Genomic DNA, 25384 nt, shown 5'->3' on the forward strand with positions numbered 1-25384 from the left:
TGCGGAAGGTTCGATTTTTAGTGGCCTGAAGGCTCTACGACGGGCCTTTTGGGAAGCCGCAGTCATACCAAAGTCGGGTGGAAATCGGTTCGGTCGCGCCTAAAGTAGCCGCCCTGCTCCCATCAGGGGGTAGTGACCGTGGAGACCGATTCGAATGCACAACGAAAATATTTATCGGCAGATTCATGCCAATCCGCGATTCCAGGAGCTGGTTGCCAAGCGCGGGCGATTCGCCTGGTTGCTGTCGGCCATCATGCTTGGCGCCTATCTGGCATTCATTCTGCTGATCGCCTTCGAACCGCAGGTTCTCGGCATTCCGCTTTCAGCCAATACCGTTACCACCTGGGGCATCCCGGTGGGCGTTGGTGTGATCTTCATGGCCTTCATCCTGACCGGTGTCTATGTGCAGCGTGCCAATGGTGAGTTCGATCGCATCAACCAGGAAATCCTCAACGAGGCACAGAAATAATGATCTTGCGTCTCCTGATGACTGCCATGCTGTTGGCAGTCTCGCCTGCACTGCTCGCCGATGCCATCACCGGTGAAGTCCAGAAACAGGCCACCAACTACACCGCCATCATCATGTTCGTGGTGTTCATCGTCTTCACCATGGGCATCACCAAGTGGGCGGCCAAGCGCAACACCTCCACGGCTGATTACTACACCGCGGGCGGCAGCATCACCGGCTTTCAGAACGGCCTAGCGATCGCCGGTGACTTCATGTCGGCGGCATCCTTCCTGGGCATTTCCGCGCTGGTCTACACCAGCGGCTACGACGGCCTGGTCTACACCAGCGGCTACGACGGCCTGATCTACTCCATCGGCTTCCTCGTCGGCTGGCCGATCATCCTCTTCCTGATGGCCGAGCGCCTGCGCAACCTGGGCAAGTTCACCTTCTCCGACGTGGCCTCCTACCGCCTGGGCCAGACCCAGATCCGCCTGCTCTCGGCCTTCGGTTCGCTGATCGTGGTGGCCTTCTACCTGATCGCGCAGATGGTCGGTGCCGGCAAGCTGATCCAGCTGCTGTTCGGCCTGGACTACTACGTGGCCGTGGTGCTGGTCGGTGTGCTGATGGTCATGTACGTGCTGTTCGGCGGCATGCTGGCGACCACCTGGGTACAGATCATCAAGGCGGTGCTGCTGCTCTCCGGTGCCAGCTTCATGGCCATCATGGTGATGAAAAGCGTCGGCTTCGACTTTGGCAGCCTGTTCGCCGAAGCGGTGAAGATCCACGAGAAGGGCGCGCAGATCATGAGCCCGGGCGGCCTGGTTTCCGACCCGATCTCGGCGATTTCGCTGGGCCTGGCGCTGATGTTCGGTACCGCTGGCCTGCCGCACATTCTGATGCGCTTCTTCACCGTCTCCGACGCCAAGGAAGCGCGCAAGAGCGTGTTCTACGCCACCGGCTTCATCGGCTACTTCTACATCCTGACCTTCATCATCGGCTTCGGCGCGATCCTGCTGGTCAGCACCAACCCGGACTTCAAGGACGTGACCGGCGCCGTGGTCGGCGGCACCAACATGGTCGCCATCCACCTGGCCAGCGCAGTCGGCGGCAACCTGTTCCTCGGTTTCATCTCTGCAGTTGCGTTCGCCACCATTCTCGCCGTCGTGGCGGGGCTGACCCTGGCCGGTGCGTCGGCGGTTTCCCATGACCTGTACGCCTGCGTCATCAAGCAGGGCAAGGCGCGGGAAGAAGACGAGATGCGCGTGACCAAGTTGACCACGCTGACCCTGGGTGTCGTGGCGATCCTGCTCGGCATCATCTTCGAGAAGCAGAACATCGCATTCATGGTCGGCCTGGCGTTCTCCATCGCCGCCAGCTGCAACTTCCCGGTGCTGTTCCTTTCCATGTACTGGAAGGGCCTGAGCACCCGTGGCGCACTATTCGGCGGCTCGCTGGGGCTGTTCACCGCGCTGCTGCTGACCATCATCAGCCCGACCGTATGGGTCGACGTATTCGGCTATGCCGAGGCGATCTTCCCCTACAAGTACCCGGCGCTGTTCTCGATGGCTGTTGCCTTCGCCGGCATCTGGTTCTTCTCGGTCACCGACAAGTCCAAGCGTGCGGGTGAAGAGCGCGAGCGCTTCTTCGCCCAGTTCGTCCGCTCGCAGACCGGCCTGGGTGCCACCGGCGCCGTCGCTCACTGACGATCGCTGGCGGCATGCGAAAGGGCAGCCCGAGGGCTGCCCTTTTCATGCATAGGCAAACAGCCTTCGGTTGGGTAGGGCGCACCCTTGGGGGCGAAACGACGAAGCCCAACACGTTCGGTCATCCCTGTTGAGCTTCACCACTCGGCCGATACATCGCGGGTTGACGCTGCCATTCATCACCCTGATGGATGCCGGCCCGTGCCAGGGCATTCGCTAGACTCGCTGCCACTACCGAACCAAAAGAAGGCAGCAGAACAATGCACAACCGCATGATGATCACAGGTGCTGGTTCCGGTCTCGGGCGCGAGATTGCGTTGCGCTGGGCGCGTGATGGCTGGCAGTTGGCGCTCTCCGATGTCAACGAGAGTGGACTGGCCGAAACCCTGAAACTCGTCCGCGAGGCCGGCGGGGACGGCTTTACCATGCGCTGCGACGTGCGCGACTACAGCCAGCTGGTCGCCTTCGCCCAGGCCTGCGACGAGAAGCTTGGCGGTATCGACATCGTGGTCAATAACGCTGGTGTGGCGTCCGGCGGCTTCTTCGACGAACTGTCGCTGGAGGACTGGGACTGGCAGATCGCGATCAACCTGATGGGCGTGGTCAAGGGCTGCAAGGCATTCCTGCCGCTGGTGCAGCAGAGCAAGGGCAAGATCATCAACATCGCCTCCATGGCGGCACTGATGCAGGCGCCCGGCATGAGCAACTACAACGTCGCCAAGGCCGGCGTGGTAGCGCTTTCGGAAAGCCTGCTGGTCGAGTTGCGCGAGGCGGAAGTCGGCGTGCATGTGGTCTGCCCATCGTTCTTCCAGACCAACCTGCTGGATTCCTATCGTGGCCCGACGCCGAACATGAAGGCGCAGATCGGCAAGCTGCTGGAGGCCTCGCCGATTACTGCGGCGGACATCGCCGACTACATCCACCAGCGGGTCGCCAAGGGCGAGTTCATGATCCTGCCGCACGATGAGGGCCGCATGGCCTGGAAGGTCAAGCAACAGAACCCGCAGCTCATCTACGACGAGATGGCCTCGCTGGCGGAGAAGAAGCGCAGCAAGAGCAAGGGGTTGTAGCCGCGGCTCGTGGCGTTTGGTCGGCGGCGGCGTGTTTGCCGCCTGGCCTGAACAAGTCCTCTGGTTGCCTGATGGCGGAGTGGGGAGTAGGGTTGCCTGTCCGGCTTCGTAACCCCATGGATTGCTTGTGAATTTCCCCTCTCGTGGACTGCTGATGCTGGCGCTGGTGCTGGCTGCGATCAACCTGCGTCCTGGCATCACGTCCTTTGCTCCGCTGATCGAACGTATCGCCGACGAGCTTTCGCTCTCCCGCGGGCTTATCAGCCTGACTACCGCGCTGCCGGTGCTGCTGATGGGCTTGCTGGCGCCGCTGGCACCGCGCCTGGCGGTGCGCTTCGGGCTGGAGCGCAGCATCGCGCTCTGCCTCGGGTTGATCGGCGTTGCGCTGCTGTTGCGATTGTTCGGCCACAATCCGCTCCTGCTGATCCTTACCGCAGGGCTGGTCGGTGCCGGGATCGCAGTGGCGGGGCCGCTGCTGTCGGGCTTCATCAAACGCTACTTTCTCGAGCGCATGGGCCAGACCGCGGCCTGGTACTCGCTGAGCATGGCGATCGGCGGCACCCTCGGAGTAGTGTTGACGGCGCCCGCCGCCGAGCTGCTGAATCAACAGTGGACCCAAGGCTTGGCTATCTGGGCGTTGCCAGCGGTGCTGGCATTGGTGATCTGGTTGCGTTTGCCGAATCAGCCGGAAGCCGCGAGTGACGGTCGTGCTGGCCTGCCCTGGAAGGAGCCGCGCGCCTGGCTGATCAGCTTTTATTTCGCGCTGCAGGCCGGGCTGTTCTATGCCCTGGCCACCTGGTTGGTGGCGCGTTATCACGAGGCCGGCTACAGCCTGCTGCGTAGCAATACCTTCTTCAGCGGCTTCATGCTCATCGGCCTGCCGAGCGCGTTCGCCATGCCCTGGCTTGCCCAGCGCCTGGGCAGGCGCCATCTGCTGATGAGCGCTTGCGGCGTGCTGGCCACGCTGTGCCTGGCGCTGATCGCCCTGCGGCCGGGCTGGCAACCATTGCTGGTATGCATGCTGCTCGGTGTCGCCTTGAACGGCACGTTTTCGTTGTCGCTGGTCTTGCCGATGTACGAGGCGAGCACACCGCTGGCGGTCAGCCGGCTGACCGCGATGATGCTCTGCACCGGTTACTGCCTGGCCTGCCTGACTCCGGTGCTGGCCGGGCTCGGTCGCGACCTGGCCGGCGACTATCGTGTGCCGTTCCTGGTGCTGACGGGCATGGCGGCAGGCATGGCGCTACTGGCGTTACGGTTGCGGCCCACTGGTAGCTGAAACCGTTGAGCGCTGTGGCCCGTGTCACCTCTTGCCACGCCGCGGATGACCCGCTCGCTGTGCTGTGCTAGAAAGCTCGCCGTCGTCGTCTTCCCTGCGCCCGGAGTTCTGCGTGGAGTCCGAATCCATCGTTTATGGCTGCATCCGCGATTGGCCATCCTCCGACCCGGAGCAGTGTCGCCAGCGCAGGGCGAGCAATCTGGCGGCTGTGCAAGCGTTGCCCCAGGGTCAGGCCTGGCCGTTCATCGGTCGTGAAATGTTTTCCTGCTGCCGTGACGAGGAATTGGGCCTGTACCAGACCCAGGTGATCCATTTCGGCGCGAGCTACCGCGCCATCGAATACGAGTGGACGCTCTGGGTCGAGCGCTTCGAGGCGTTGCTCAAGCAGCTGTACTGGACCAGCGCCGTGGTGCATCTGGAAACCGAGCTCAACGGCACCCATACCTTTCGCTGGGAAACCGATGCGGGCAGTCACAACCCGCGCCAGAGCGACATGCGAATGCGCTGCGCCTGGGAGCGCGAGGGCGGCCTGTTCGGCTGAGCCTGCCGGCCACTGTCAGTCGAGCCATTCGCTTGGTACGTCGCGCTTTAGCGCCAGTTGGCACTGCTGGCTGTCGACATCGAAAACGATCACCGCCTCGCCCTTGTGCAGCGCCCGCCGTACGCGCTCGACACGGGTCTGCAGGGGCGTTTCATCGCCATTGTCGGTCCCGTCGCGGGTGACGAAGTCTTCGATGAGGCGGGTCAGGGTGTCCGGTTCGAGCTGGTCGTGGGGAATGAGCATGGCGTGTCTTTCGGATGGTTGGGGTTACATCGAAGCCGGCCCAGGTGCAATGTCGTTCAGGCAAGCACAGAGAATACTTCGTAGGAGCGCGCCATGCGCGCGAATCGCGGGCATGGCCCGCTCCTACATGTGATCCTGCATCCAGCTTGTGGCCTTAACGGCATTACGGCCTCGGCGGAATTACGACGCGCCGCCGTGCAGGTAGCCGTCCAGGCAAGCATACAGCTGTCGGCTTTCCAGTGGCTTGCCGATGAATTCATCCATTCCCGAGTCGAGGCCCCGCTGGCGGTGTTCGGCCAGCACATGGGCGGTCACCGCGATGATCGGTACCGCCTGCAGCTGCTGCTCCGCCTCCAGCTCGCGTATCTGGCGGCTGGCCTCGAAGCCGTCGAGTTCAGGCATCTCGCAATCCATCAGGATCAGTTGCACGGCAGCCGGATCGCGACGGTAGAGGTCAACGGCCTGGCGGCCGTTATCGGCGAGCTGCACGGCATAGCCGCGCTTTCTGAGCAGCCCGCTTACTACCATCTGGTTCACCGGGTTGTCCTCGGCGACCAGGATGCAGGGTTCGCTGTACGGCTGCGCGCCTGCTTTCGTGGCGAGGTCGCTCGTCGGCGACGGCTCATGATCGTACAGCGTCTGCAGGGCCTCACGAAGCGGGGCGCTCTGCAGGGGCAGGGCGAGGCTGATCAGGCGTATCCCCGGCGAAGGTGGCGGCGGCTCGTGAATCGCCGAGTAGAGCATGAGCACACGCTGCTTGGGCTCCAGCTGCGCATGCAGACTCGCCAGCCACTCGGTCGGGCTGCCGGGCCAAGGCGCCAGCAGGACCAGCAACGGCGGCGCGGTGAAGTCGCACAGATAGTCCGGCAGTCGCTCCGGGTCCTGACAACGCTCGGTGCGCATGCCCCAGCGCCGCAGCAGATGGCTCAAGGCTTCGAGCCCCTGGGCATCCTGCGAGGCGAGCAGTGCAGGACGTCCGGAAAGCAACGGCACAAGCGGGTCTTCCACGTCGGGGGCGGCATGTAGCGGGATCTCGAAGCAGAAGCGGCTGCCACGGCCCGGAGTGCTCTGCACCTCGATATGGCCGTTCATCATCTCCACCAGCTCCTTGCTGATCGCCAGCCCGAGGCCGCTGCCGCCGTAGCGCCGGGTGGTGCTGGAGTCGCCCTGTGAAAAGGACTCGAACAGCTGCGCGAGCACTTCCGGGCGCATGCCGATACCGCTGTCGCTGACGCAGAACACCAGGCGCGGGTCGCCTTGCTGGCCCTGGCGGAAGGACACTTCCAGCAGCACGTGGCCCTGTTCGGTAAATTTCAGCGCGTTGCTGAGCAGGTTCATGAGGATTTGCTTGAGGCGTGTCGGGTCGCCGCGAATGCGGCGCGGGACACCGCGCTCCAGGCCGACATGCAGGCTCAGCTGCTTCTCCAGCGCCTGGGCGGTGAACAGCCTGATGGTTTCGGAAATCAGTATTTCCAGGTCGAAGTCGATGTCCTCTAGGCTGAGCTTGCCGGAGCCGATCCGCGCATAGTCGAGAATGTCGTTGATCACCGCCATCAGCGAGTTGCCGGAACTGGAGATCGTGTCCAAGTAGAACTGCTGGCTGCGATCCAGCGGCGTTTCGCGCAGCAATTGCAGCATGCCGAGCACACCGTTGAGTGGCGTGCGGATCTCGTGGCTCATCTTGGCCAGGAAACGGCTCTTCGCTTCGTTCTCTCTGGCGGCCCGTTCGGCTGCCTCACGGGAACGGTAGCCGTCTTCCTTGAGCATGTTGATTCGGTCGGCCAGGCCGATGGAGAGGGTGATCAGCTCGAACGTCACGCTGGCCTTGACCACCGCTGCGCCGTACAGCCCGAACACCTCGAAGCCCAGGGAGCCGGCGGTGACCATGATGAACGAGACCAGCAGCACGCCCCAGGCCAGGGTGTAGTAGACCCCGTAGCGCACGCCGCGGCGCCAGACGAAGGCGCCGCTGAACAACAGGCCCGCCGAGGTGGCGATCACCGTGACGCTGGCCAGGATGCTCCAGGCCTGCACATCCAGCAGCAGGCCCGAAAGCATGCTGCCGAGTGCCACCAGCAAGGCGTAGCGCAGCATCAGATCGAGCCGCGGGAGCAGCTCGCGGGTGTGCAGGAAGTGCCGGCTGAATTGAATCGAGATCAGGCAGTGGCTGAACATCAGCGCATAGATGGCCAGTGCCACCAGCCCGCTATCGTCAGCCAGCCACTTCACCAGAAAACCATCGAAGGACAGGGCGAACAGGCCGACGTTGAGGGTGTAGACCAGATACCAGAAGTACGCCGGCTCGCGCAGCGCGGCGAACAGGAACAGGTTGTAGCAGAACATCGCGAAAAGTACGCCATAGAAGGCGCCATTCAGCCCGCTCAGCTCCTGTTGCTGCGCGGCGCTGGCGGTGTAGGTGCTGAAGTACAGCGGCACATAGAGTGTACTGCTGGTGTTGATGCGCAGCAGCAGCCGGGTGTCGCCGGGGGGCAACTCCACCGGAAACCAGAAATCGCTGACCTTCACCGGCCGTTCCGAGAAGGGCTGGCGATCCCCCGTGAGCTGCTGGCTGAGGCTGCCGTCGGGGTACAAAAGGAACAGCTCGATATGGTCGAGCAGCGGATAGTTGACTTCGATGAAGCCGCCGAGGGGCTGGCTCAGTCGGTTTTCCAGTGTCGTGCTCAGCCACCAGGTGGACGCGTTCTTGCCCTTGTTGACATGCCCGCCCCTGACTGCCCGGAAGCGCTCATCCGGCAGCGCCAGGACGTCCTCGGCACGCAGCGCGCCGCTCGGATCTTCCAGGTAGCCGATGCTGCCGCCGAGCGACAGGCGAATTTCGGGCGAGTCGAGAACGACAGGCGTGAGCGCCCATGCCTGTACAGACAGGCAAAACAGCAGCAGAGCCAGGCATGAGCGCGCCATCATGGTCTGATCCGAAGGGGTGCAGCCGCTTGGGCAGGCAACACATATTGGTAGAGCGGTGTGACGGTACCGATTCCTAGGGGCTCTACATGGCGCCTTCAGAGTGCCGCACGTCCTTGTCCGGCTAACTTTGCCGAGTTGCGCGTCGAGCGGCAAGCCTTGCCTGCCGGAAGAAAGCGGCTTGTCACGTAAGCCTTTGGCTCAGCCGTCTCGATCGTTGGGCTGACGACCGACCAGGGTGTCCACGGGAGGTACCCGGGTGTCGTTCTCCATCTGCGCATCGTGTTCCAGTTGATGGCTGAAGCGCTCTAGGGAGTCCTGGGTGTGGTGCGCATCACTGGCGAATACCGGCGGGCTCAGCATGTAGCCACAAAGCAGCCGGCTCATCGCCGCCAGACTGTCGATGTGGGTACGCTCGTAACCATGGGTAGCGTCGCAGCCGAAGGCCAGCAGCGCCGTACGGATGTCGTGACCGGCCTCGATCGCCGACTGGGCGTCGCTGTGGTAGTAGCGGAACAGGTCGCGACGTACCGGGATTTCATGTTCGTCGGCGAGCTTGAGCAGGTGACGCGAAAGATGAAAGTCGTAGGGACCACCGGAGTCCTGCATCGCGACCGTCACGGCATGTTCGCTGGACGCCTGGCCCTTGGCTGCCGGCGCGATGTCGATGCCGACGAATTCGCTGACGTCCCAGGGCAGGGCGCCCGCTGCGCCAGAGCCGGTCTCCTCGGTGATGGTGAACAGCGGATGCACGTCGATGGGTGGCTCGCGGCCACTTTCGACGATGGCCTTGAGGGCCGCCAGCAGTGCGGCGACACCGGCCTTGTCATCGAGGTGGCGGGCACTGATGTAACCGCTTTCGGTGAATTCGGGCATCGGGTCGAAGGCCACGAAATCGCCGACGTTCACCCCCAGTGCGCAGGTCTCGTTGCGGCTGTAGGTGTAGGCGTCCAGGCGCAGCTCGACGTGGTCCCAGCTGACTGGCGCTTCGTCCACTGCGGTGTTGAAGGCATGCCCCGAAGCGAGCAGCGGCAGGACGCTGCCGCGGATCACGCCGGTATCGGTGAAGACGCTGACCCGGCTGCCCTCGGCGAAACGGCTCGACCAGCAGCCGACGGGGGCCAGGCCCAGGCGGCCGGAGTCTTGGATCTCGCGCACGATGGCGCCGATGGTGTCCAGGTGCGCGGCGACGGCCCGGTCCGGACTGTAGCGACGGCCCTTGAGCGTCGCGCGGATGGTGCCGCGACGGGTCAGTTCGAACGGGATTCCCAGCTCCGTCAGCCGTTCGGCGACATAGCGCACGATGGTGTCGGTGAAGCCGGTAGGGCTGGGTATGGCCAGCATTTCCAGCAGCACGCGCTGCATGTAGTTGAGGTCCGGCTCGGGTAGTTTCGCGGTCATGAGGGCTCCCTGGGACGGCGGCTCGCGTCCGCCTTGTGGAGTGGGTTTCGGGCGTGGCCGGAGGCGCTGCCGCCGGTCGCCAGTGAACGACCTGCCGCGGCCCGGCGCGTTGTGCCGGACCGCCTGGCGGCTCAGCCAGCGGTGCTGAGCGGGAAGAGCAGGTCGATGAAGCGCTCCGCGGTCGGTTGCGGCTGGTGGTTGGCCAGGCCGACGCGCTCGTTGGCTTCGATGAAGACGTATTCCGGCTGGTCCGGTGCCGGCACCAGCAGGTCGAGACCGACGACCGGGATATCCAGCGCGCGGGCGGCGCGCACGGCGGCTTCGATCAGTTCGGGGTGCAATTGCGCGGTGACATCCTCCAGCGTGCCGCCGGTGTGCAGGTTGGCGGTGCGGCGCACAGCCAGGCGCTGGCCTTCGGGCAGCACGCTGTCGAAGTCGAACCCGGCGTCGCGCAGACAACGCTGGGTCTCATCGTCCAGCGGAATGTGGCTTTCGCCGCTGGTCGCAGCCTGGCGCCGCCGGCTCTGTTTCTCGATCAGCGCGCCGATGCTGGTACGACCATCGCCGATGACCTCCGCCGGGCGGCGTACCGCGGCGGCGACCACATCGAAGCCGATCACCACGATGCGCAGGTCGAGGCCGGGATGGAAACTCTCCAGCAGGACGCGGCTGTCATACTGCCTGGCGCGCTGGATCGCCGCCTCCATCTCGCTGGCGTCGCGCAAATCCACGGCAACGCCCATGCCCTGTTCGCCATCGACCGGTTTGACCACGACGCTGCCATGTGCAGCCAGGAAAGCGGCGTTTTCGCCGGGGCTGGCGGCCAGTTGCTGGGCCGGCAGGCAGATGCCCGCATGAGAGAGCGTACGGTGGGTCAGGCGCTTGTCCTGACAGAGCGTCATGCTCACGGCCGAAGTCAGGTCCGACAGCGATTCGCGACAGCGCACGCGGCGGCCACCCTGGGTCAGGGTGAAGAGGCCGGCTTCGGCATCGTTGACTTCGATCTCGATGCCGCGCCGGCGGGCCTCGTCGACGATGATCCTGGCGTAGGGATTGAGCTTCGCTTCCGGCCCCGGGCCGAGGAACAGCGGCTGGTTGAAGCTGTTCTTGCGCTTGACGGTAAAGGTCTGCAGGTCGCGGAAGCCGAGCTTGGCGTACAGCGCCTTGGCCTGCTGGTTGTCGTGCAGCACCGACAGGTCCAGATAGGCCAGGCCGCGACCCATGTAGTGTTCGATCAGGTGACGAACCAGGGCTTCGCCGACCCCCGGCCGCGGGCAGCTGGGCGAGACGGCCAGGCACCAGAGGCTCGAGCCGTTCTCCGGGTCGTTGAAGGCGCGATGGTGATCGATGCCCATGACGCTGCCGATGATCTGCCCGGAGGTTTCGTCCTCGGCCAGCCAGTACACCGGGCCGCCTTTTTCACGCGGCGTGCAGCGCTCCGGATCGACCGGCATCATCCCGCGTGACTGGTACAGGCCGTTGATTGCCTGCCAGTCCGCCTCGTTCTGCGCGCGGCGCACACAGAAGCCGCGAAAGCGCTTCTGCGCGGCGCGGTAGTCGCTGAACCAGATGCGCAGCGTATCGGAGGGGTCGAGGAACAGCTGTTGAGGCGCGTAGGACAGCACCTGGTGCGGAGCGGCGACATACAGTGCGATGTCGCGCTCGCCGGCCTGCTCGTTGAGCAGTTCGGCGGCCAGCTGTGCAGGGTCGGAATAGGTATGGCCGACCAGAATGCGGCCCCAACCGCAGTGCAGGATCACCGGCCCGCTAGGTTCCTCCTGGCCGTCCTCCGCGAAGCGTGCCTGCAACCGCTGGTAGGTCGGAGCCTGCCCGCGCAACAGGCGTTGGCCGTAGGCTTGAGACTTCTGCATGGTACGTTCCTTGATGCTAAGTCACGAACCGGCGAGCGGCGGGGCGAGGCCTTCGCCCCCGTGGTGCGAGCCAACTGCAGCCGTTCGTGAGCGGGTTATCGGGGCCTTGGTGGTCGGGCGACGGCATCGACCACCTTTAAAGGCCTTGTTCGCTCAACCATAGATTGACCGCCGCCAACTGCCAGAGTTTTGAACCGCGCAGCGGAGTGAGCTGGCCATCCGGGTCGGCGAGCAGCTTCTCCAGCGCCTGCGGATTGTAGAGGCCACGCTCCTGGCTGGGATCGAGCAGCAGCTCGCGCACCCAGTTCAGCGTCGCACCCTGCAGATGCTTGAGGCCCGGCACCGGGAAGTAGCCCTTGGGCCGGTCGATCACCTCGGCCGGGATCACCTGGCGCGCGGCTTCCTTGAGGACGTACTTGCCGCCGTCGGGCAGCTTGAACCTGGCCGGAATGCGTGCCGACAGTTCGGCCACGCGGTAGTCGAGGAACGGCGTGCGCGCCTCCAGGCCCCAGGCCATGGTCATGTTGTCCACGCGCTTGACCGGGTCATCGACCAGCATCACCGTGCTGTCGATGCGCAGCGCCTTGTCCACCGCGGCGTCGGCGCCGGGCTGGGCGAAGTGCTGGCGGACGAAGTCGCCGGAGAAATCGCCCTTGACCCACTGCTGCTGCATGGTTTCGGCGTATTCCTCGTAGGTGCGATCACGGAATGCCGCAAGGTAGGCCGCCACCGGGTCTTCGGCGCCATCCACCAGCGGGTACCAGTGATAGCCGGCGAACAGCTCGTCGGCACCCTGGCCGCTCTGCACCACCTTGCAGTGCTTGGCCACTTCCCGCGAGAGCAGGTAGAAGGCGATGCAGTCATGGCTGACCATCGGCTCGCTCATCGCCTGGAAGGCTGCCGGCAACTGCTCGAGGATTTCCTTTTCCTGGATGCGCAGCTGGTGGTGGCGTGTGTTGTAGTGCTTGGCGATCAGGTCCGAGTACTTGAATTCGTCACCGCGCTCGCCGCCGGCATCTTCGAAGCCGATGGAGAAGGTCAGCAGGTTGTCGGCAACCCCTGCTTCGCGCAGCAGGCCGACCAGCAGGCTGGAGTCGACCCCGCCGGAAAGCAGTACGCCGACATCCACCGCCGCGCGCTGACGGATCGCCACTGCCTCGCGCATGGTGTCCAGGGTGCGCTGCTTCCAGTCTTCGAAGCTGTAGTTGCGCTCGTCCTCGCGGGCACCGAATTCCAGTTCCCACCAGCGCTGGGTGGTGGTCGTGCCATTGGCATCGACGCGCATCCAGCTGGCCGGCGGCAATTTCTCGATACCGGCGATCAGGGTGTCAGGTGCCGGCACCACGGCGTGGAAGCTCATGTAGTGGTTCAGCGCCACCGGATTCAGCACACCGGCGATGTCGCCACCCTTGAGCAGGGCCGGCAGCGACGAGGCGAAGCGCAGGCGCTGGTCGGTGCGCGACAGATACAGCGGCTTGACGCCGAGGCGGTCGCGGGCGATGAACAGCTGCTGGCTGTCGCGCTCCCAGATGGCGAAGGCGAACATGCCGTTCAGGCGCGGCAACAGCGCTTCGCCCCAGGCGTGGAAGCCCTTGAGCAGCACCTCGGTATCGCCTTCGGAAAAAAAGCGATAGCCCAGTCCTTCCAGCTCTGCGCGCAGTTCGGGGTAGTTGTAGATGGCGCCGTTGAAGACCATCGACAGGCCGAGGGCCGAGTCGATCATCGGCTGGCCGGAGGCCTCGCACAGGTCCATGATCTTCAGGCGACGATGGCCCAGGGCAAGCGGCCCCTGGCTGTGGAAGCCGCACGCGTCGGGGCCGCGCGCAGTCAGGTGTTGGGTGATGCGTTCAACCGCAGCCAGGTCGGCGGGGCGGTTATCGAAACGAAGTTCTCCAGCTATGCCACACATAAGATCCTTACCGGTTTTGCCGTTGGGGAGTGTGACTGACCCGTCGCGGTCGAAGTTCAGCTTGCGGAAAGCGCAGCGCGCCGCCGGTCAGTCATCTTTTTACACCAAAACAAAAAAATGCTTTGATGTCAAAGTTTATTGTCCGCAGAAATAACATTTATGAGCGAAGAAACAGTTCTAGATGAAATTAATATTGCCGCGCTTGCAGCCTTCGAAATGCCTCTGTTCCAGGCGTTGCGCAGATTGCAGCAGGACGCCGAGGTGCATGCCAAGCGCCTGGCTCGCTATGGCGGCCTGAGCCCGGTGCAACTGATGATACTGCAAGTCCTTGCCAGCGAAGGGCAACTGACGGCAAGCGATCTGAGCAGGCGTGTCAGTCTTACTGCCGCAACGCTGTCCGGACAGCTCGACCGACTCGAGGAGCGCGGACTGCTGCAGCGCCAGCGCGACAATCAGGATCGGCGCCGGCAGTGGCTGTTGCTCAGCGACAGCGGGCGGGCTCTGCTGCAACAGGCGCCGGCCTTGCTTCCGCCGGAGTTCCGGGCACGTTTCGCCGCCTTGCCGCAGTGGGAGCGCCACGGCCTGGCCGCCGCACTGCTGCGCGCCGCCGAGTTGTGTGGCGACATGGAGTGAATCTTCAGCGCCTGTTCTGCAGGCTCTCCGCCGTCAGTTCCAGGGCCTTGCGCATGTCCAGCCGCGCCGAGCGGCCGACATCGCGGTCGTCCAGGCGATCGCCGCGTTCCGAGGGCAGGATCGGCGCGGTGAGATCGTCCGCCTCGGCGGGTTCGAAATCCGAATCCCGGCCGATGGTCATGGCGCTGCGGCGCAATAGCTCGCGCACCTGATCGGGCGCAAGTTCAGGATTGATCGAGAGCATCGCAGCCACTGCACCGGCAACCAGCGGTGTGGCGTAGGAGGTGCCGCAATGCACCTCGCCCCGCCGCTCGGGGTTAAGGGTCGCGGCACGGGTGCAGGCGGCGGCGGTGATATCCACGCGCATATCGACGTTGGATGACTTGCGCTTGCGCACGTAGTCGGGATGATCCACCGCGACCTTGCGCCGCTCGTCGCGCTCGTGGCCACCGACCACCAGCAGTTGTCCGGTGATGAATGAGGACGGCAGGCGATAGTCGTCGCGGCCGGAACGTGCCGAGCCGTTGCCCGCGGAGTTGATGACCAGCACGTCCGGATGCTCGCGGCGCAGCCAGAGGAAGAATTCCTCGAGCAGCTCTTCGTAGCCACTCATGGCGATGCCCGAACGCAGCAGCGAGTCGACCGGCTCGCCGTCGACATCCAGTGTGCCGATGCGGTGAATGCCCCAGCTCCAGTTCAGTATTCGCGCACCGTCCTCGACCAGGTTCACCGAGGCCGCGACATTGGCGGTGATGCCGGCATCCGAGTTGCGTTCGACGATCACCTCGAAGCCGGGGCCGGTCCCATCCAGTGCGCTGAGAAAACCCTGGTCGCGGGCGTCGGCGGCATGCGCGGTGAGGATCCCGGCGACACTGCTGCCATGGTTGTCCGGTTTATCGGCATCGCGGGCGTAGAGGCAGGTGCGGCGTTCGTTTGGGTCGCAGGGCCGCAGATATTCGGCGAAGTGTGGCGCATCGAAATCGACTGACCGTTCGATGATGCCGATGCGCAGTGGCTGCGTGTCCTCCGTGCTACGAACGGCGGGACTGCGCTCGCGGTAGTAGTCCACCGCGTCGAGAAAGCGGTTGGCGGCCCATTCACGGTTGTGCGGCCGCTCCCGCTCGTAGGGTTCTTGCTCGGCGCTCTCGGCGGCTGATTCCTCGATCACCACCGCATCGACACCTTCCTCGCTGCCCAGGCGCAGCACCATGGCATCGCGTTCGGTGAGGTTGTCCACCGGCAGGCGGAGCTGGTAGGTATTGAGCGGGGCGATCGAGCCGACCAGCTTCGCCCGGTATTTCTCGGCCAGCCGCTTAGCCTTGGCCAGGCCGTCGTGATCCTCTTCGATGATCAGGCTGACCAGGTCGACGTAGGTCGTCAGCCCGTCCATGTTGTGCGCCACCTCGTCGGCATTCGCGGCGACCACGTGACTGCGTCCGCTCGACAGCCAGACCGGGTTGCTGCGCTGGCCGGCATGCTCCAGCCACAGCGGCCCGCTACGGACCTGCTCCGGCGCAAGGCTCAGCTGCACATGGTTGCCATCGCGGCGGACCTGTTCGGCGCCCAGCGACTGGCCAGCCAGCTTCAGCTGTACGTCGCTTTCGGGAACGCCACTGGTGCGCAGACACCAGGTCAATCTGGCTTCGGCGAACAGATCGCCGCAGCGCTGCAATTGCACGATCCGCATGCCCGGATCGGCGCCCGCGGGAAGGCTGGCGAGCGCGCCCAGCAGGCCGACGGCCAGTGCGGCGGAGCGATATGCGCTCATTGCTCAGCGTCGCTGCAGGTAGTTCACGCTGAACAGTTCGCGCCGATCGGTCCACTGGCCGCGGCAGTCGAAGCCGGCGGCATCGGCCAGTCTGGCGAAGGATTCGAGCGTGTACTTGTAGGAATTCTCCGTATGCAGGCTTTCCCCGGCAGCGAAGTGAAAACACTGGCCTTCGATGGTCACATCCTGGGCAGCGGGGCTGACCAGGTGCATCTCGATGCGCGACTCGCCTGCGTTGAAGAAGGCCTGGTGGACGAAGCGCGACGGATCGATATCACTGTCCAGTTCGTTGCGGATGCGCTGCAGCAGGTTCAGGTTGAACGCAGCGGTGACGTGGGCACGGTCGTTGTAGGCCGCCTCCAGCACGGCGCGCTCCTTGACCAGATCGACGCCGATCAGCAGGCCGCCGCCTGCCGGCAGCACATCGTGCAGGCGCCGCAGGAAGGCGGTCGCTTCGACAGGGGTGAAGTTGCCGATGCTGGAGCCGGGGAAGAACACCAGCGGATGCTCGCTGGCGAAGTCGTCCGGCAGGTTCAGCCCATGGGAGAAGTCGGTACAGGCGGCGTGTACCTCCAGCCAGGGATAGTCGGCGGCCAGGCGCTGGGTGCTGCTGAGCAGGAAATCCTCGGAGATGTCGATGCCCAGATAGCTGGCCGGGTGCAGCGCCTCCAGCAGCAGGCGGACCTTGCGGCTGGCGCCGCTGCCCAGTTCGATCAGGTCACTGTTGGGGCCGGCGATGTCGAGGATGTCGTTGGCCGCATCGGCGAGGATCTGCTCCTCGGTGCGGGTGATGTAGTACTCCGGTTGCCGGCAGATCTGCTCGAACAGCTCGGAGCCGCGGCGATCGTAGAAGAACTTCGGTGATGCCCACTTGGGCTGCGCGGCGAACCCGGCCAGGGTTTCGTCGCGCAGCGAGGCGTCGTGCGGCCGTTGCAGCTGATCGTGGAAGTGGATGGCCAGCGCCATGTTCAAAGTCCTCTGGCCAGGCGCAGCCCGGCGAACTGCCAGCGCATCGCCGGCTGGAAGAAGTTGCGGTAGGTGACGCGCATGTGGGCTTGCGGGGTGGCGCAGCTGCCACCACGCAGCACCATCTGGCCCGACATGAACTTGCCGTTGTATTCGCCGAGGCTGCCGTCCAGCGGGCGGAAGCCCGGGTAAGGCAGGTAGGCACTGGCCGTCCATTCCCAGACATCGCCGAACAGCTGCCTGGGGCCTTCGTGACCGGGCGGTGCGGCAACCGGTTGCAGGTAGTCGCTTTCCAGGAAGTTGCCACACAACGGTTGCTCGGCCGCGGCCAGCTCCCACTCGGCCTCGCTCGGCAGTCGGGCACCAGCCCAGCGGGCATAGGCATCGGCTTCGTAGTAGCTGATGTGGCAGACCGGCGCCTCGAGGTCGAGCACGCGCAGACCGCCGAGGGTCATCTCGTGCCAGGCGCCATCTTCGCGCAGCCAGTACAACGGCGCGTTCCAGCCGGCCTGCTGGATCAGCTCCCAGCCGTCCGACAGCCACAGCTCCGGCCGCGCATAACCGCCGTCGGCGATGAACGACTGGTATTCGCCATTGCTCACCAGCCGTTCGGCGAGCTGGAAATCCTCGACGAACTGGCGGTGCCGCGGCGTTTCGCAGTCGAAGGCGAAGTCGCGGCCGGCATGCCCGATGTGCTGTACGCCGCCGGTGTATTCATACCAGCGAGGACGTTCGGCGGCGCTCGGCAGTGGCTTGCCGAGAGTGTCTCGGTAGATTGGATGCAGCGGGTTTTGCGCGAGGATGTGCTTGATGTCCATCAGCAGCAGCTCCTGGTGCTGCTGCTCGTGCTGCAAACCCAGTTCGACGCGGCGGACGATCTCGGCGGCCTGCTCGCGGGGCGGGTTGGCCAGCAGCTCGCCCAGCGCCTGGTCGACATGCCGGCGATAGGCATAGACCTCATCGACGCCAGGGCGTGACAGCACACCCCGACGTGCCCTGGGAAACGGCAGGCCGTGGGTCTGGTAATAGGAGTTGAACAGGTGGTCGTAGGCCTCGTTCAGTCGCCGGTAGCCGCCCAGGTACGGCAGCAGCAGGAAGGTTTCGAAGAACCAGCTGACATGCGCCAGGTGCCACTTCGGCGGGCTGACCTCGGGCATGCTCTGGATGACGTAATCCTCGACCTGCAGCGGAGCGCAGATCGCCTCGCTGGTCGCGCGCACCTGTCGGTAGCGCTGCAGCAATTGCTCGAGCTCGGCCAGCGGCGGTTGCGGATATGGCTGCTCTGCCAGGTTGCCCATGGCTGTCCCCCTTGCAATTTCAGGCCGAAACAGGCCTTTCATAGCGACCCGGTGCGCTGTACAAAGTTTCTGCCGACCGGCCTGAACTCGGCCTTCGCCTGGTCACTCCCTGTAGGAACAGAGCAGGAGATCGAGCCATGCGAAGGTCATTGATCATGGGGGGCGCGGCATTGCTGGTTGCTTGCGGTCAGCACAACACGGCGTCCTATACCGATACCGCCGGTGCGCCGAAAAGCGCCGAGACACGAGCGCTGGAGGCCGGCGCCAAACTGTTGCAGGGCCAGGCGCCGCTGAATGCGGTCAGCGCCTATCTGAACGGCTTCCACTTCTACAACGGCGATATGGACGGGCAGATGGAGGCGCATCACTACGTCACGCGTCTCAATGAGGACGTGATGCAGGCGTTGATCTACGACGGCAATGGCCGCGACGCCAAGCTCATGGGTGTCGAATACATCATCAGCGCGCGGCTGTTCCGTACCCTGCCGGAGGACGAAAAGAAGCTCTGGCACAGCCATGACTACGAAGTGAAGTCCGGTACGCTGGTCGCGCCCGGCCTGCCGCAGGTGGCGGAGCAGCGACTGATGGAGCAGGTGGTCGACACCTATGGCAAGACCTGGCACACCTGGCACACCGACCGGGACAAGGAGCTGCCTTACGGAATCCCGGCACTGATGATGGGCTTCACCGCCGACGGCCAGCTCGATCCGGCGCTGGAGCATGCTCGTGACCAGCGCCTCGGCGTGGATACCCAGGCGATTCGCCGCAGCCGCGAGTCGATTCCGCAGCCAACGGTCGACCCGGCGGCCAATGCCTGGGAAAACGGCGACGTGATTCAATTGCAGCGCGTGCGCGGCTCCGGCGAACACCGTCATGGCGATGCAGCAGGGCCGGCGGAGATCAACGAGTCGGGCCGTCTGCAGCAACAGCAGCAGCGCAGCGATCCGCGCTGAGCGCCGCACCCCGCGCTTACTGCTTGTCCTGCAACGGCGGTGTCGGGCGGACCAGAATCTCGTTGACGTCCACGTGCGCCGGCTGGCTGAGTGCGAAGACCACCGCGCGGCCGATATCCTCTGCCTGCAGGGCATACGGCGGTGGTTCGTCGAACAGCGGCGTATCGACCATTCCCGGTTCGATCAGCGTGACCCGCACGCCGGTGCCGCGCAGCTCTTCGCGCACGCTCAGGCCCATGCCGGTCACCGCCCATTTGCTGGCGCTGTACATCGAGCCGGGGATGACGAAACGACCGGCCGCCGAGCCGGTGAGCAGCAGATGTCCGCGGCTGGCCTTGAGTGCGGCCAGCGTGCAACGCAGGGTCAGCCCGACGCCGTAGACGTTGGTCAGCAGCATCTGTTTCCAGACCTCGGGATCGGCGCCGCTGAAGCCGCCTTCGCTGCCCGGCATGCCGGCGTTGGCGTAGACGGCGTCGAGCCGGCCGTAGTGCTCCAGCAGGCGTCGCACCATGGCCTGCTGTGCGGCGTGGTCGGTCACGTCGCAGCGAATGGCGATGGCGCGCTGTGCCCCGAGCTCATCGACCAGATGCTGCAGCTTGTCCTCGGAGCGGGCGGCGAGCGCCAGCCGATAGCCGGCCTCGGCCGCCAGTCGCGCAGTGGCGGCACCGATGCCGGAGGAGGCCCCGGTGATCAGCAGGAGGGGATCGCTCATGCTGCCTCCTCAGTAGTTCGGGGTGGTTTCCGGAATGGCGCTGTCATCGGTGATGAACGGCATGCTCCAGGGTTCCAGCGTGCAGCCCTTGTCGATCAGCTCCTGGCGGGTCTGCTCGAGCACCTGCGCCATGCGCAGCGGGTCGGCGTAGTCGCGTACCTGCGGCACCCGGGCGAGTGTTTCGCCGCTGCCGTTCATGACGGTGAAGCCGAAGCTGTCATCTTCGGGGTTGGCGCTGGTCACGCAGCCGCAGGGCAGGAAGGCTGCCGAGGCCAGTTGCATGGCGTTATCGAGGCTGAGCGGGGTCATGGTCATCTCCGTGGCGTTGCGGATGTCTGTGGTTGACCGCCGTATCCCACCGCCGTTTCCCCTTCGGCGACCGGCTGTCGCTTGTACAACGACCGGGGCACCACCATATTCATCGGCATGACCACGTCCCCTACCGATCCGCTGAGCTGTTTCCACCCTGCCGTGGCGGGCTGGTTTGTCCGCAGCTTTCCGGCGCCGACAGCGGCCCAGGCGGCTGCCTGGCCGTTGATCCACAGCGGGCGTTCGACGTTGGTGGCTGCGCCGACGGGGTCGGGCAAGACGCTGACGGCCTTTCTCGCCGCCATCGATGCGCTGGTGCAGCAGGGCCTGGCCGAAGGCGGGCTGGCCGACGCCACGCGGGTGCTCTACGTCTCGCCGCTCAAGGCGCTGTCCAACGATATCCACGTCAACCTGGAGCAACCGCTGGCCGGTATTACCGAGGAGCTGGCGCGCCTGGGCCTGCCAGCGCTGCAGATCCGTGCCGCGGTGCGCACCGGCGACACGCCGCAGGCCGAACGCAGCGCGATGCGCAAGCGCGTGCCGCATATCCTGGTCACCACGCCGGAATCGCTCTACGTGCTGCTCGGCTCGGAATCCGGCCGGCAGATGCTGGCCGACATACAGAGCGTGATCGTCGACGAGATTCACGCCGTCGCCGGCAACAAGCGCGGCAGCCACCTGGCCTTGTCGCTGGAGCGGCTCGAAGCACTCTGCGGTCGCTCGCTGGTGCGGGTCGGGCTGTCGGCGACGCAGAAGCCGATCGAGGCCGTGGCGCGCTTTCTGGTCGGCGCCGAACGGCCGTGCGAGATCGTCGACAGCGGCCATGGCCGCGCCCGCGACCTGGCCCTGGACGTACCGCCGGTGCCGCTGGAGGCGGTGATGAGCAACGATGTCTGGGCGCTGGTCTACGACCGCCTCGCGGCGCTGGCTGGCGAGCATCGCACCACGCTGGTATTCGTCAACACGCGGCGGATGGCCGAGCGCACCACCCGGCATCTGTCCGAACGGCTGGGCAATGCCGTCGTCGCCGCCCACCACGGCAGCCTGGCGCGCGAGCAGCGACTGACGGCGGAGCAGAAGCTCAAGCGCGGCGAGTTGCGGGTCCTGGTGGCCACCGCTTCGCTGGAGCTGGGCATCGACATCGGCGACGTGGAGCTGGTCTGCCAGCTAGGCTCGCCACGCTCGATCTCCGCCTTCCTGCAACGGGTCGGACGCGCCGGGCACCAGGTAGCCGGTGTGTCCAAGGGGCGGCTGTTCCCCACTTCCCGCGATGACCTGATCGAGTGCGCCGCGCTGCTCGATGCGGTGCACCGGGGCGAACTCGACACGCTGAAGATTCCCCTGGCGCCGCTGGACGTGCTGGCCCAGCAGATCATCGCCGAGGTGGCCTGCCAGGAGTGGAGCGAGGACGCACTGCTGGCGCTGATCCGCCGCGCCATGCCCTATGCCACGCTCGGCGATGCCGACTACCAGGCCCTGCTGCAGATGCTTGCCGAAGGCTACACCACCCGCCACGGGTCGCGCGGCGCCTACCTGCATCGGGACATGGTCACGCGCAGTCTGCGCGGCCGGCGCGGCGGGAGACTGACCGCACTGACCTCAGGCGGCACCATCGCCGACAACGCCGACTATGCGGTGCTGCTGGAACCGCAGGGGTTGAACATCGGCACGGTGAACGAGGACTTCGCCGTGGAGAGCCTGGCCGGTGATGTGTTCCAGCTGGGCAACACGTCCTATCGCATCCTCAGGATCGAATCCGGGCGGGTGCGTGTCGAGGACGCCCAGGGCATGCCGCCGAGCATTCCGTTCTGGATCGGCGAGGCCCCGGGACGCAGCGACGCGCTGTCCTGTGCGGTCGCGCGGCTGCGTGACGAGATCGACCGCCGCCTGAGCGATGCCGATCTGGCGAAAGCCGGCTCACGGCTGGAGCCGGCCATCGCCTGGCTGGTCGACAGCCTCGAGCTTTCTGTTGCCGCCGCCCGGCAGATCGTCGAATACCTGGCCCGTGCGCGCTCGGCGCTGGGCGCATTGCCGACCCAGCGGCGGCTGATCATGGAGCGTTTCTTCGACGAGTCCGGCGGCACCCAGCTGGTCATCCATTCGCCCCACGGCAGCCGCATCAACCGAGCCTGGGGGCTGGCGCTGCGCAAGCGCTTCTGCCGCACCTTCAATTTCGAGCTGCAGGCGGCGGCTACCGAGGACGCCATCATCCTCTCGCTGTCCACCAGCCACAGCTTTGCGCTGGAAGAAGTCTGGCGCTACCTGCATTCGGCCAGCGCCGAGCAGGTGCTGATCCAGGCACTGCTGGATGCGCCGCTGTTCGGCGTGCGCTGGCGCTGGAACGCCACTACCGCGCTGGCCTTGCCGCGTATGGCCGGCGGGCGCAAGGTGGCGCCGCAACTGCAGCGCATGAAGAGCGAGGATCTGCTGGCGACGGTGTTCCCGGATCAGGTGGCCTGCCTGGAAAACATCGTCGGCGAGCGCGAGATCCCCGAGCATCCGCTGGTGCGCCAGACTCTCGACGACTGCCTGCACGAGGCGATGGATTGCGAGGGCTGGCTGGCGCTGCTGCGACGCATGGAAAGCGGCGAGGTGGAATTGCTCGCGCGCGACCTCCCGGCACCGTCGCCGCTGGCGATGGAGATCCTTGGCGCACGGCCCTATGCCTTTCTCGATGATGCTCCGCTGGAGGAGCGGCGCACCCAGGCGGTGCTCGCCCGACGCTGGAGCGATCCCGAGTCGAGCGACGATCTCGGGGCGCTGGACCCGGGTGCAATCGACGCAGTGCGCGAGGAGGCTTGGCCCGACGTGCGCAATGCCGACGAAATGCACGAGGCGCTGACTGCGCTTGGCTGCGTCGCGGAGTCCGAGGCCACGGCACAGCCGCAGTGGCTTTCATGGCTGGCTGAACTGGCCAGGGGGCGGCGTGCCACGCGCATGCAGGTCGCCCACGACCGCGCGCTGTGGCTGCCGCTGGAGCGCCTGGCACTGCTGCGGGCAGTCTATCCGCAGGCGCCATTCGAGCCGCATCTGCTGGCGCCCGCAGGGCAGGATCAGCCGCTCGAGGAAGATGCTGCGCTGGTGGAGCTGATCCGCGCCCGGCTGAGTGGTTTCGGTCCGTTACCGGTCGGGCTGATTGCGCGACCGCTGGCTCTGCCGGCTTCCGCCGTGGCGATGGCGCTGACCCGCCTGGAAAGCCAGGGATACGTGCTGCGTGGGCGCTTCACGTCCGGCACGCTCGAAGACGAGTGGTGCGAGCGGCACTTGCTGGCGCGTATCCATCGCTACACGGTCAAGCGCTTGCGACGGGAGATCGAGCCCGTCGAGCGTGCCGACTTCATGCGCTTTCTCGGTGACTGGCAGCATCTGTCCGCGGCCACGCGCATGCAGGGGCGGGAGGCGCTGGTCACCCTGGTCGAACAGCTGGAGGGCTTCCAGGCGGCCGCCGCGGCCTGGGAAAGCGATCTGCTGCCAGCGCGTCTGAAGGACTACGGCGGCAGCTGGCTGGACGAGCTGTGCCGCTCCGGCCGTATCGTCTGGACGCGCCTGGCCGGTCGTTTGAAGACCGGCGGCGGGCCGGTGCGTGGCACGCCCATCGTGCTGCTGCCACGTCGACAGCTCAATACCTGGAATTCCCTGGTGGGCGACGCGCCTGCGCCGGAACTGTCGTCACGAGGACAACGGGTGCTGGATTGCCTGCAGGCACAGGGCGCGCTGTTCTTCGATGAGCTGCAACACGAAGCGCACCTGTTGCGCAGCGAGCTGGAGGACGCGCTCGGCGAGTTGGTGGCGCTGGGGCTGGTGAACGCCGACAGCTTCGCCGGTCTGCGTGCATTGCTGACGCCCGCCAGCAAGCGCTCGCGCACGGCCCGGCGAACCCGCGGCGGTGCCTTCATCGGCGGCATGGCCGATGCCGGCCGCTGGGCCCTGGTGCGCAAGCCGGCGATGGTCGACGAGTCCGCGGGCCGGCGCTCGACGATCGATGGCGAGGCGCTGGAGCATATCGCCCGGGTGCTGCTGCGGCGCTACGGTGTGGTGTTCTGGCGATTGCTGGCGCGCGAGGCCGACTGGCTACCGCCCTGGCGCGAGCTGCTGCGGGTCTATCACCGGCTGGAGGCGCGTGGCGAGCTTCGCGGTGGGCGTTTCGTCGCTGGCGTGGCGGGCGAACAGTTCGCCCTGCCGGAAGCGGTCGGCCTGCTGCGGGAGGTGCGCAGGCGGCCGCCGTCCGGCGAGCTGCTATCTGTATCGGCGGTCGATCCGTTGAATCAACTGGGCCAGTTGCTGCCCGGCGATAGGGTTCCGGCACTGGCGGGCAATCGCATCCTCTACCGCGATGGTGTGCCGCTGGCGAAGCTGGTCGCTGGCAAGCCGGAGCTGCTGGTCCGGCTCGACGAAACCGAACAGCGCGAGGTGAGGCGGCTCCTGGCTGTGCCGCGGCGCTAGGCGTTCGCTGGCGGCAGGCATTTCAGGCTGGCGAAGTCCGCCTGCAGGCTTGCCAACTGCCCGGTGAGGTGCCTGCGCTGTTCTTCGTTGGCCAGCTCGTAAAGATCGCTCACCAGCGCCAGGCCTTCCTGCTCGGCGCGTTGCAACGCGGCGCGACTGCTTGCGCTCAGCAGCGCTTCGCGGTCCTGCAGCAGCTGGGCGATGCGGGCGTCGAAGCCTTCCTCGTGGCGCTGTTCCACGGCACCGAGCAAGCTGGCTTGCCAGCGCTCGCGATTCTCCAGCCAGCGGCGATTTTGCTCGCCCAGCGCATGCGACCAGAGCAGCACGCGCTGGCGCTGGGCGGCGTTCAGCTCGCCGAACCAGAATTGCAGGCGCTCCTGCATCCGCTCGGCTCGTTCGCGAATCTGTTGCGACAGCGGCGGCGCCAGATATTTCTCGCGGTGCTCGCGGCGGTTTTCTTGCAGCGCTGCGCGCAGTTCCCGCACCTGCTCGTCGTCCAAGGCGCGCAGCAGGTCTCTGGCGGTTGGCGTGACTTCGATGGCGATGCTGCGCAGGGCTTCGCGTGCGGCCCGGTAGTGTGGTTTCAGGTCGTGATGGTCGAGCTGGCCGTTGGCGCTTTTGCGTTCCAGCTGTTGCAGGCTGGCGAGCAGCTGCGGCAGCTGGGTAGTGCAATGCCAGGCCAGATGATTGCGCAGCCGTTCGCGTAGCTCGCGCTGCTGGGCGCGATCCAGGTCCAGGTAGTCGTTCAGCGACCACGGAACCAGCATGTCCAGGTTGCGATAGACCAGCGTGGCACGGCTACAGCCAGCCAGTAGAGTCGTGCTCAGAAGCGTCAGCAGAAGCAGTCTGGCGGTGATGCGCATCGTTGTTCCTCGCGGTACGGCAGCGGTTCTGTAGAGCCGGGGTGCTGGCGGC

The 25384-nt window shown here is 65.6% G+C and carries 19 protein-coding genes; 8 read left to right on the forward strand and 11 right to left on the reverse strand.

The window, feature by feature from the left end:
* Positions 1–154: 154 nt before the first annotated feature.
* The 5 genes from B597_RS44170 to B597_RS44190 all read left to right on the forward strand — a co-directional run bounded on the left by B597_RS44170 (position 155) and on the right by B597_RS44190 (position 5041).
* Positions 155–469 (forward strand): DUF485 domain-containing protein, encoded by a 315-nt coding sequence (locus B597_RS44170; protein ID WP_003295722.1) that lies wholly within the window; start codon positions 155–157, stop codon positions 467–469.
* Positions 469–2151, forward strand: coding sequence for a cation acetate symporter (locus tag B597_RS44175; protein WP_003295721.1), 1683 nt, complete (start codon positions 469–471; stop codon positions 2149–2151). The genes B597_RS44170 and B597_RS44175 overlap by 1 nt, the downstream gene beginning before the upstream one ends.
* A gap of 260 nt (positions 2152–2411) precedes the next feature.
* Positions 2412–3221: an SDR family oxidoreductase gene (locus tag B597_RS44180; protein ID WP_003295719.1), complete on the forward strand. Its 810-nt coding sequence runs from the start codon at positions 2412–2414 to the stop codon at positions 3219–3221.
* Positions 3222–3375: 154 nt separating this feature from the next.
* The gene (locus B597_RS44185) at positions 3376–4500 is read left to right on the forward strand and encodes an MFS transporter (protein WP_003295718.1); all 1125 of its coding nucleotides are present in this window, start codon (positions 3376–3378) and stop codon (positions 4498–4500) included.
* 112 nt (positions 4501–4612) lie between these two features.
* The gene (locus tag B597_RS44190; RefSeq protein ID WP_003295717.1) at positions 4613–5041 is read left to right on the forward strand and encodes a hypothetical protein; all 429 of its coding nucleotides are present in this window, start codon (positions 4613–4615) and stop codon (positions 5039–5041) included.
* A 15-nt stretch (positions 5042–5056) separates the two neighbouring features.
* On the opposite strand, the gene B597_RS44195 is transcribed toward B597_RS44190, so the two are convergent.
* The 5 genes from B597_RS44195 to B597_RS44215 all read right to left on the reverse strand — a co-directional run bounded on the left by B597_RS44195 (position 5057) and on the right by B597_RS44215 (position 13387).
* The gene (locus B597_RS44195; protein WP_003295716.1) at positions 5057–5284 is read right to left on the reverse strand and encodes a YheU family protein; all 228 of its coding nucleotides are present in this window, start codon (positions 5282–5284) and stop codon (positions 5057–5059) included.
* Between the two features lie 180 nt (positions 5285–5464).
* Positions 5465–8209 carry a hybrid sensor histidine kinase/response regulator gene (locus tag B597_RS44200; protein ID WP_024162500.1) on the reverse strand — a complete coding sequence of 915 codons (2745 nt, stop codon included), beginning with the start codon at positions 8207–8209 and terminating at the stop codon, positions 5465–5467.
* Positions 8210–8407: 198 nt separating this feature from the next.
* A complete protein-coding gene (locus B597_RS44205) occupies positions 8408–9607 on the reverse strand; it encodes an osmoprotectant NAGGN system M42 family peptidase (protein ID WP_003295714.1) in 1200 nt (399 codons plus the stop codon).
* A 131-nt stretch (positions 9608–9738) separates the two neighbouring features.
* Complete coding sequence (gene ngg / locus B597_RS44210) at positions 9739–11478, reverse strand: N-acetylglutaminylglutamine synthetase (RefSeq protein WP_003295712.1); 1740 nt, start codon at positions 11476–11478, stop codon at positions 9739–9741.
* Between the two features lie 136 nt (positions 11479–11614).
* Positions 11615–13387 carry an N-acetylglutaminylglutamine amidotransferase gene (locus tag B597_RS44215; protein ID WP_003295711.1) on the reverse strand — a complete coding sequence of 591 codons (1773 nt, stop codon included), beginning with the start codon at positions 13385–13387 and terminating at the stop codon, positions 11615–11617.
* A 159-nt stretch (positions 13388–13546) separates the two neighbouring features.
* Here B597_RS44215 and B597_RS44220 point away from each other — a divergent pair, with 159 nt between their 5' ends.
* Positions 13547–14020 (forward strand): MarR family winged helix-turn-helix transcriptional regulator, encoded by a 474-nt coding sequence (locus B597_RS44220; protein WP_003295709.1) that lies wholly within the window; start codon positions 13547–13549, stop codon positions 14018–14020.
* Positions 14021–14024: 4 nt separating this feature from the next.
* Here B597_RS44220 and B597_RS44225 read toward each other — a convergent pair whose 3' ends face one another.
* From B597_RS44225 to egtB, 3 genes are read right to left on the reverse strand one after another with little or no spacing between them, the layout of a single operon-like run.
* A complete protein-coding gene (locus B597_RS44225) occupies positions 14025–15788 on the reverse strand; it encodes a S8/S53 family peptidase (protein ID WP_003295708.1) in 1764 nt (587 codons plus the stop codon).
* A 3-nt stretch (positions 15789–15791) separates the two neighbouring features.
* Positions 15792–16754: an L-histidine N(alpha)-methyltransferase gene (gene egtD, locus B597_RS44230; RefSeq protein WP_003295707.1), complete on the reverse strand. Its 963-nt coding sequence runs from the start codon at positions 16752–16754 to the stop codon at positions 15792–15794.
* Positions 16755–16756: 2 nt separating this feature from the next.
* Positions 16757–18052: an ergothioneine biosynthesis protein EgtB gene (egtB, locus tag B597_RS44235; RefSeq protein WP_003295705.1), complete on the reverse strand. Its 1296-nt coding sequence runs from the start codon at positions 18050–18052 to the stop codon at positions 16757–16759.
* Between the two features lie 137 nt (positions 18053–18189).
* On the opposite strand from egtB, the gene B597_RS44240 reads away from it, so the two are divergent.
* Entirely contained in the window at positions 18190–19005 is an 816-nt protein-coding gene (locus tag B597_RS44240) for an OBAP family protein (RefSeq protein WP_024162501.1), read from the forward strand.
* Positions 19006–19021: 16 nt separating this feature from the next.
* Here B597_RS44240 and B597_RS44245 read toward each other — a convergent pair whose 3' ends face one another.
* The gene (locus B597_RS44245) at positions 19022–19717 is read right to left on the reverse strand and encodes an SDR family oxidoreductase (protein WP_003295702.1); all 696 of its coding nucleotides are present in this window, start codon (positions 19715–19717) and stop codon (positions 19022–19024) included.
* Positions 19718–19726: 9 nt separating this feature from the next.
* On the reverse strand, positions 19727–20032 hold the full coding sequence (locus tag B597_RS44250) for a hypothetical protein (protein ID WP_024162502.1): 306 nt from the start codon (positions 20030–20032) through the stop codon (positions 19727–19729).
* A gap of 111 nt (positions 20033–20143) precedes the next feature.
* On the opposite strand from B597_RS44250, the gene B597_RS44255 reads away from it, so the two are divergent.
* Entirely contained in the window at positions 20144–24469 is a 4326-nt protein-coding gene (locus B597_RS44255; protein ID WP_024162503.1) for a DEAD/DEAH box helicase, read from the forward strand.
* Here B597_RS44255 and B597_RS44260 read toward each other — a convergent pair.
* Positions 24466–25332, reverse strand: a complete 867-nt coding sequence (locus B597_RS44260) for a DUF6279 family lipoprotein (RefSeq protein ID WP_003295700.1) — start codon at positions 25330–25332, stop codon at positions 24466–24468. The genes B597_RS44255 and B597_RS44260 overlap by 4 nt on opposite strands.
* Positions 25333–25384: the final 52 nt, after the last annotated feature.

It is taken from the genome of Stutzerimonas stutzeri KOS6 (assembly GCF_000307775.2).
GTDB classification, from domain to species: domain Bacteria; phylum Pseudomonadota; class Gammaproteobacteria; order Pseudomonadales; family Pseudomonadaceae; genus Stutzerimonas; species Stutzerimonas stutzeri_B.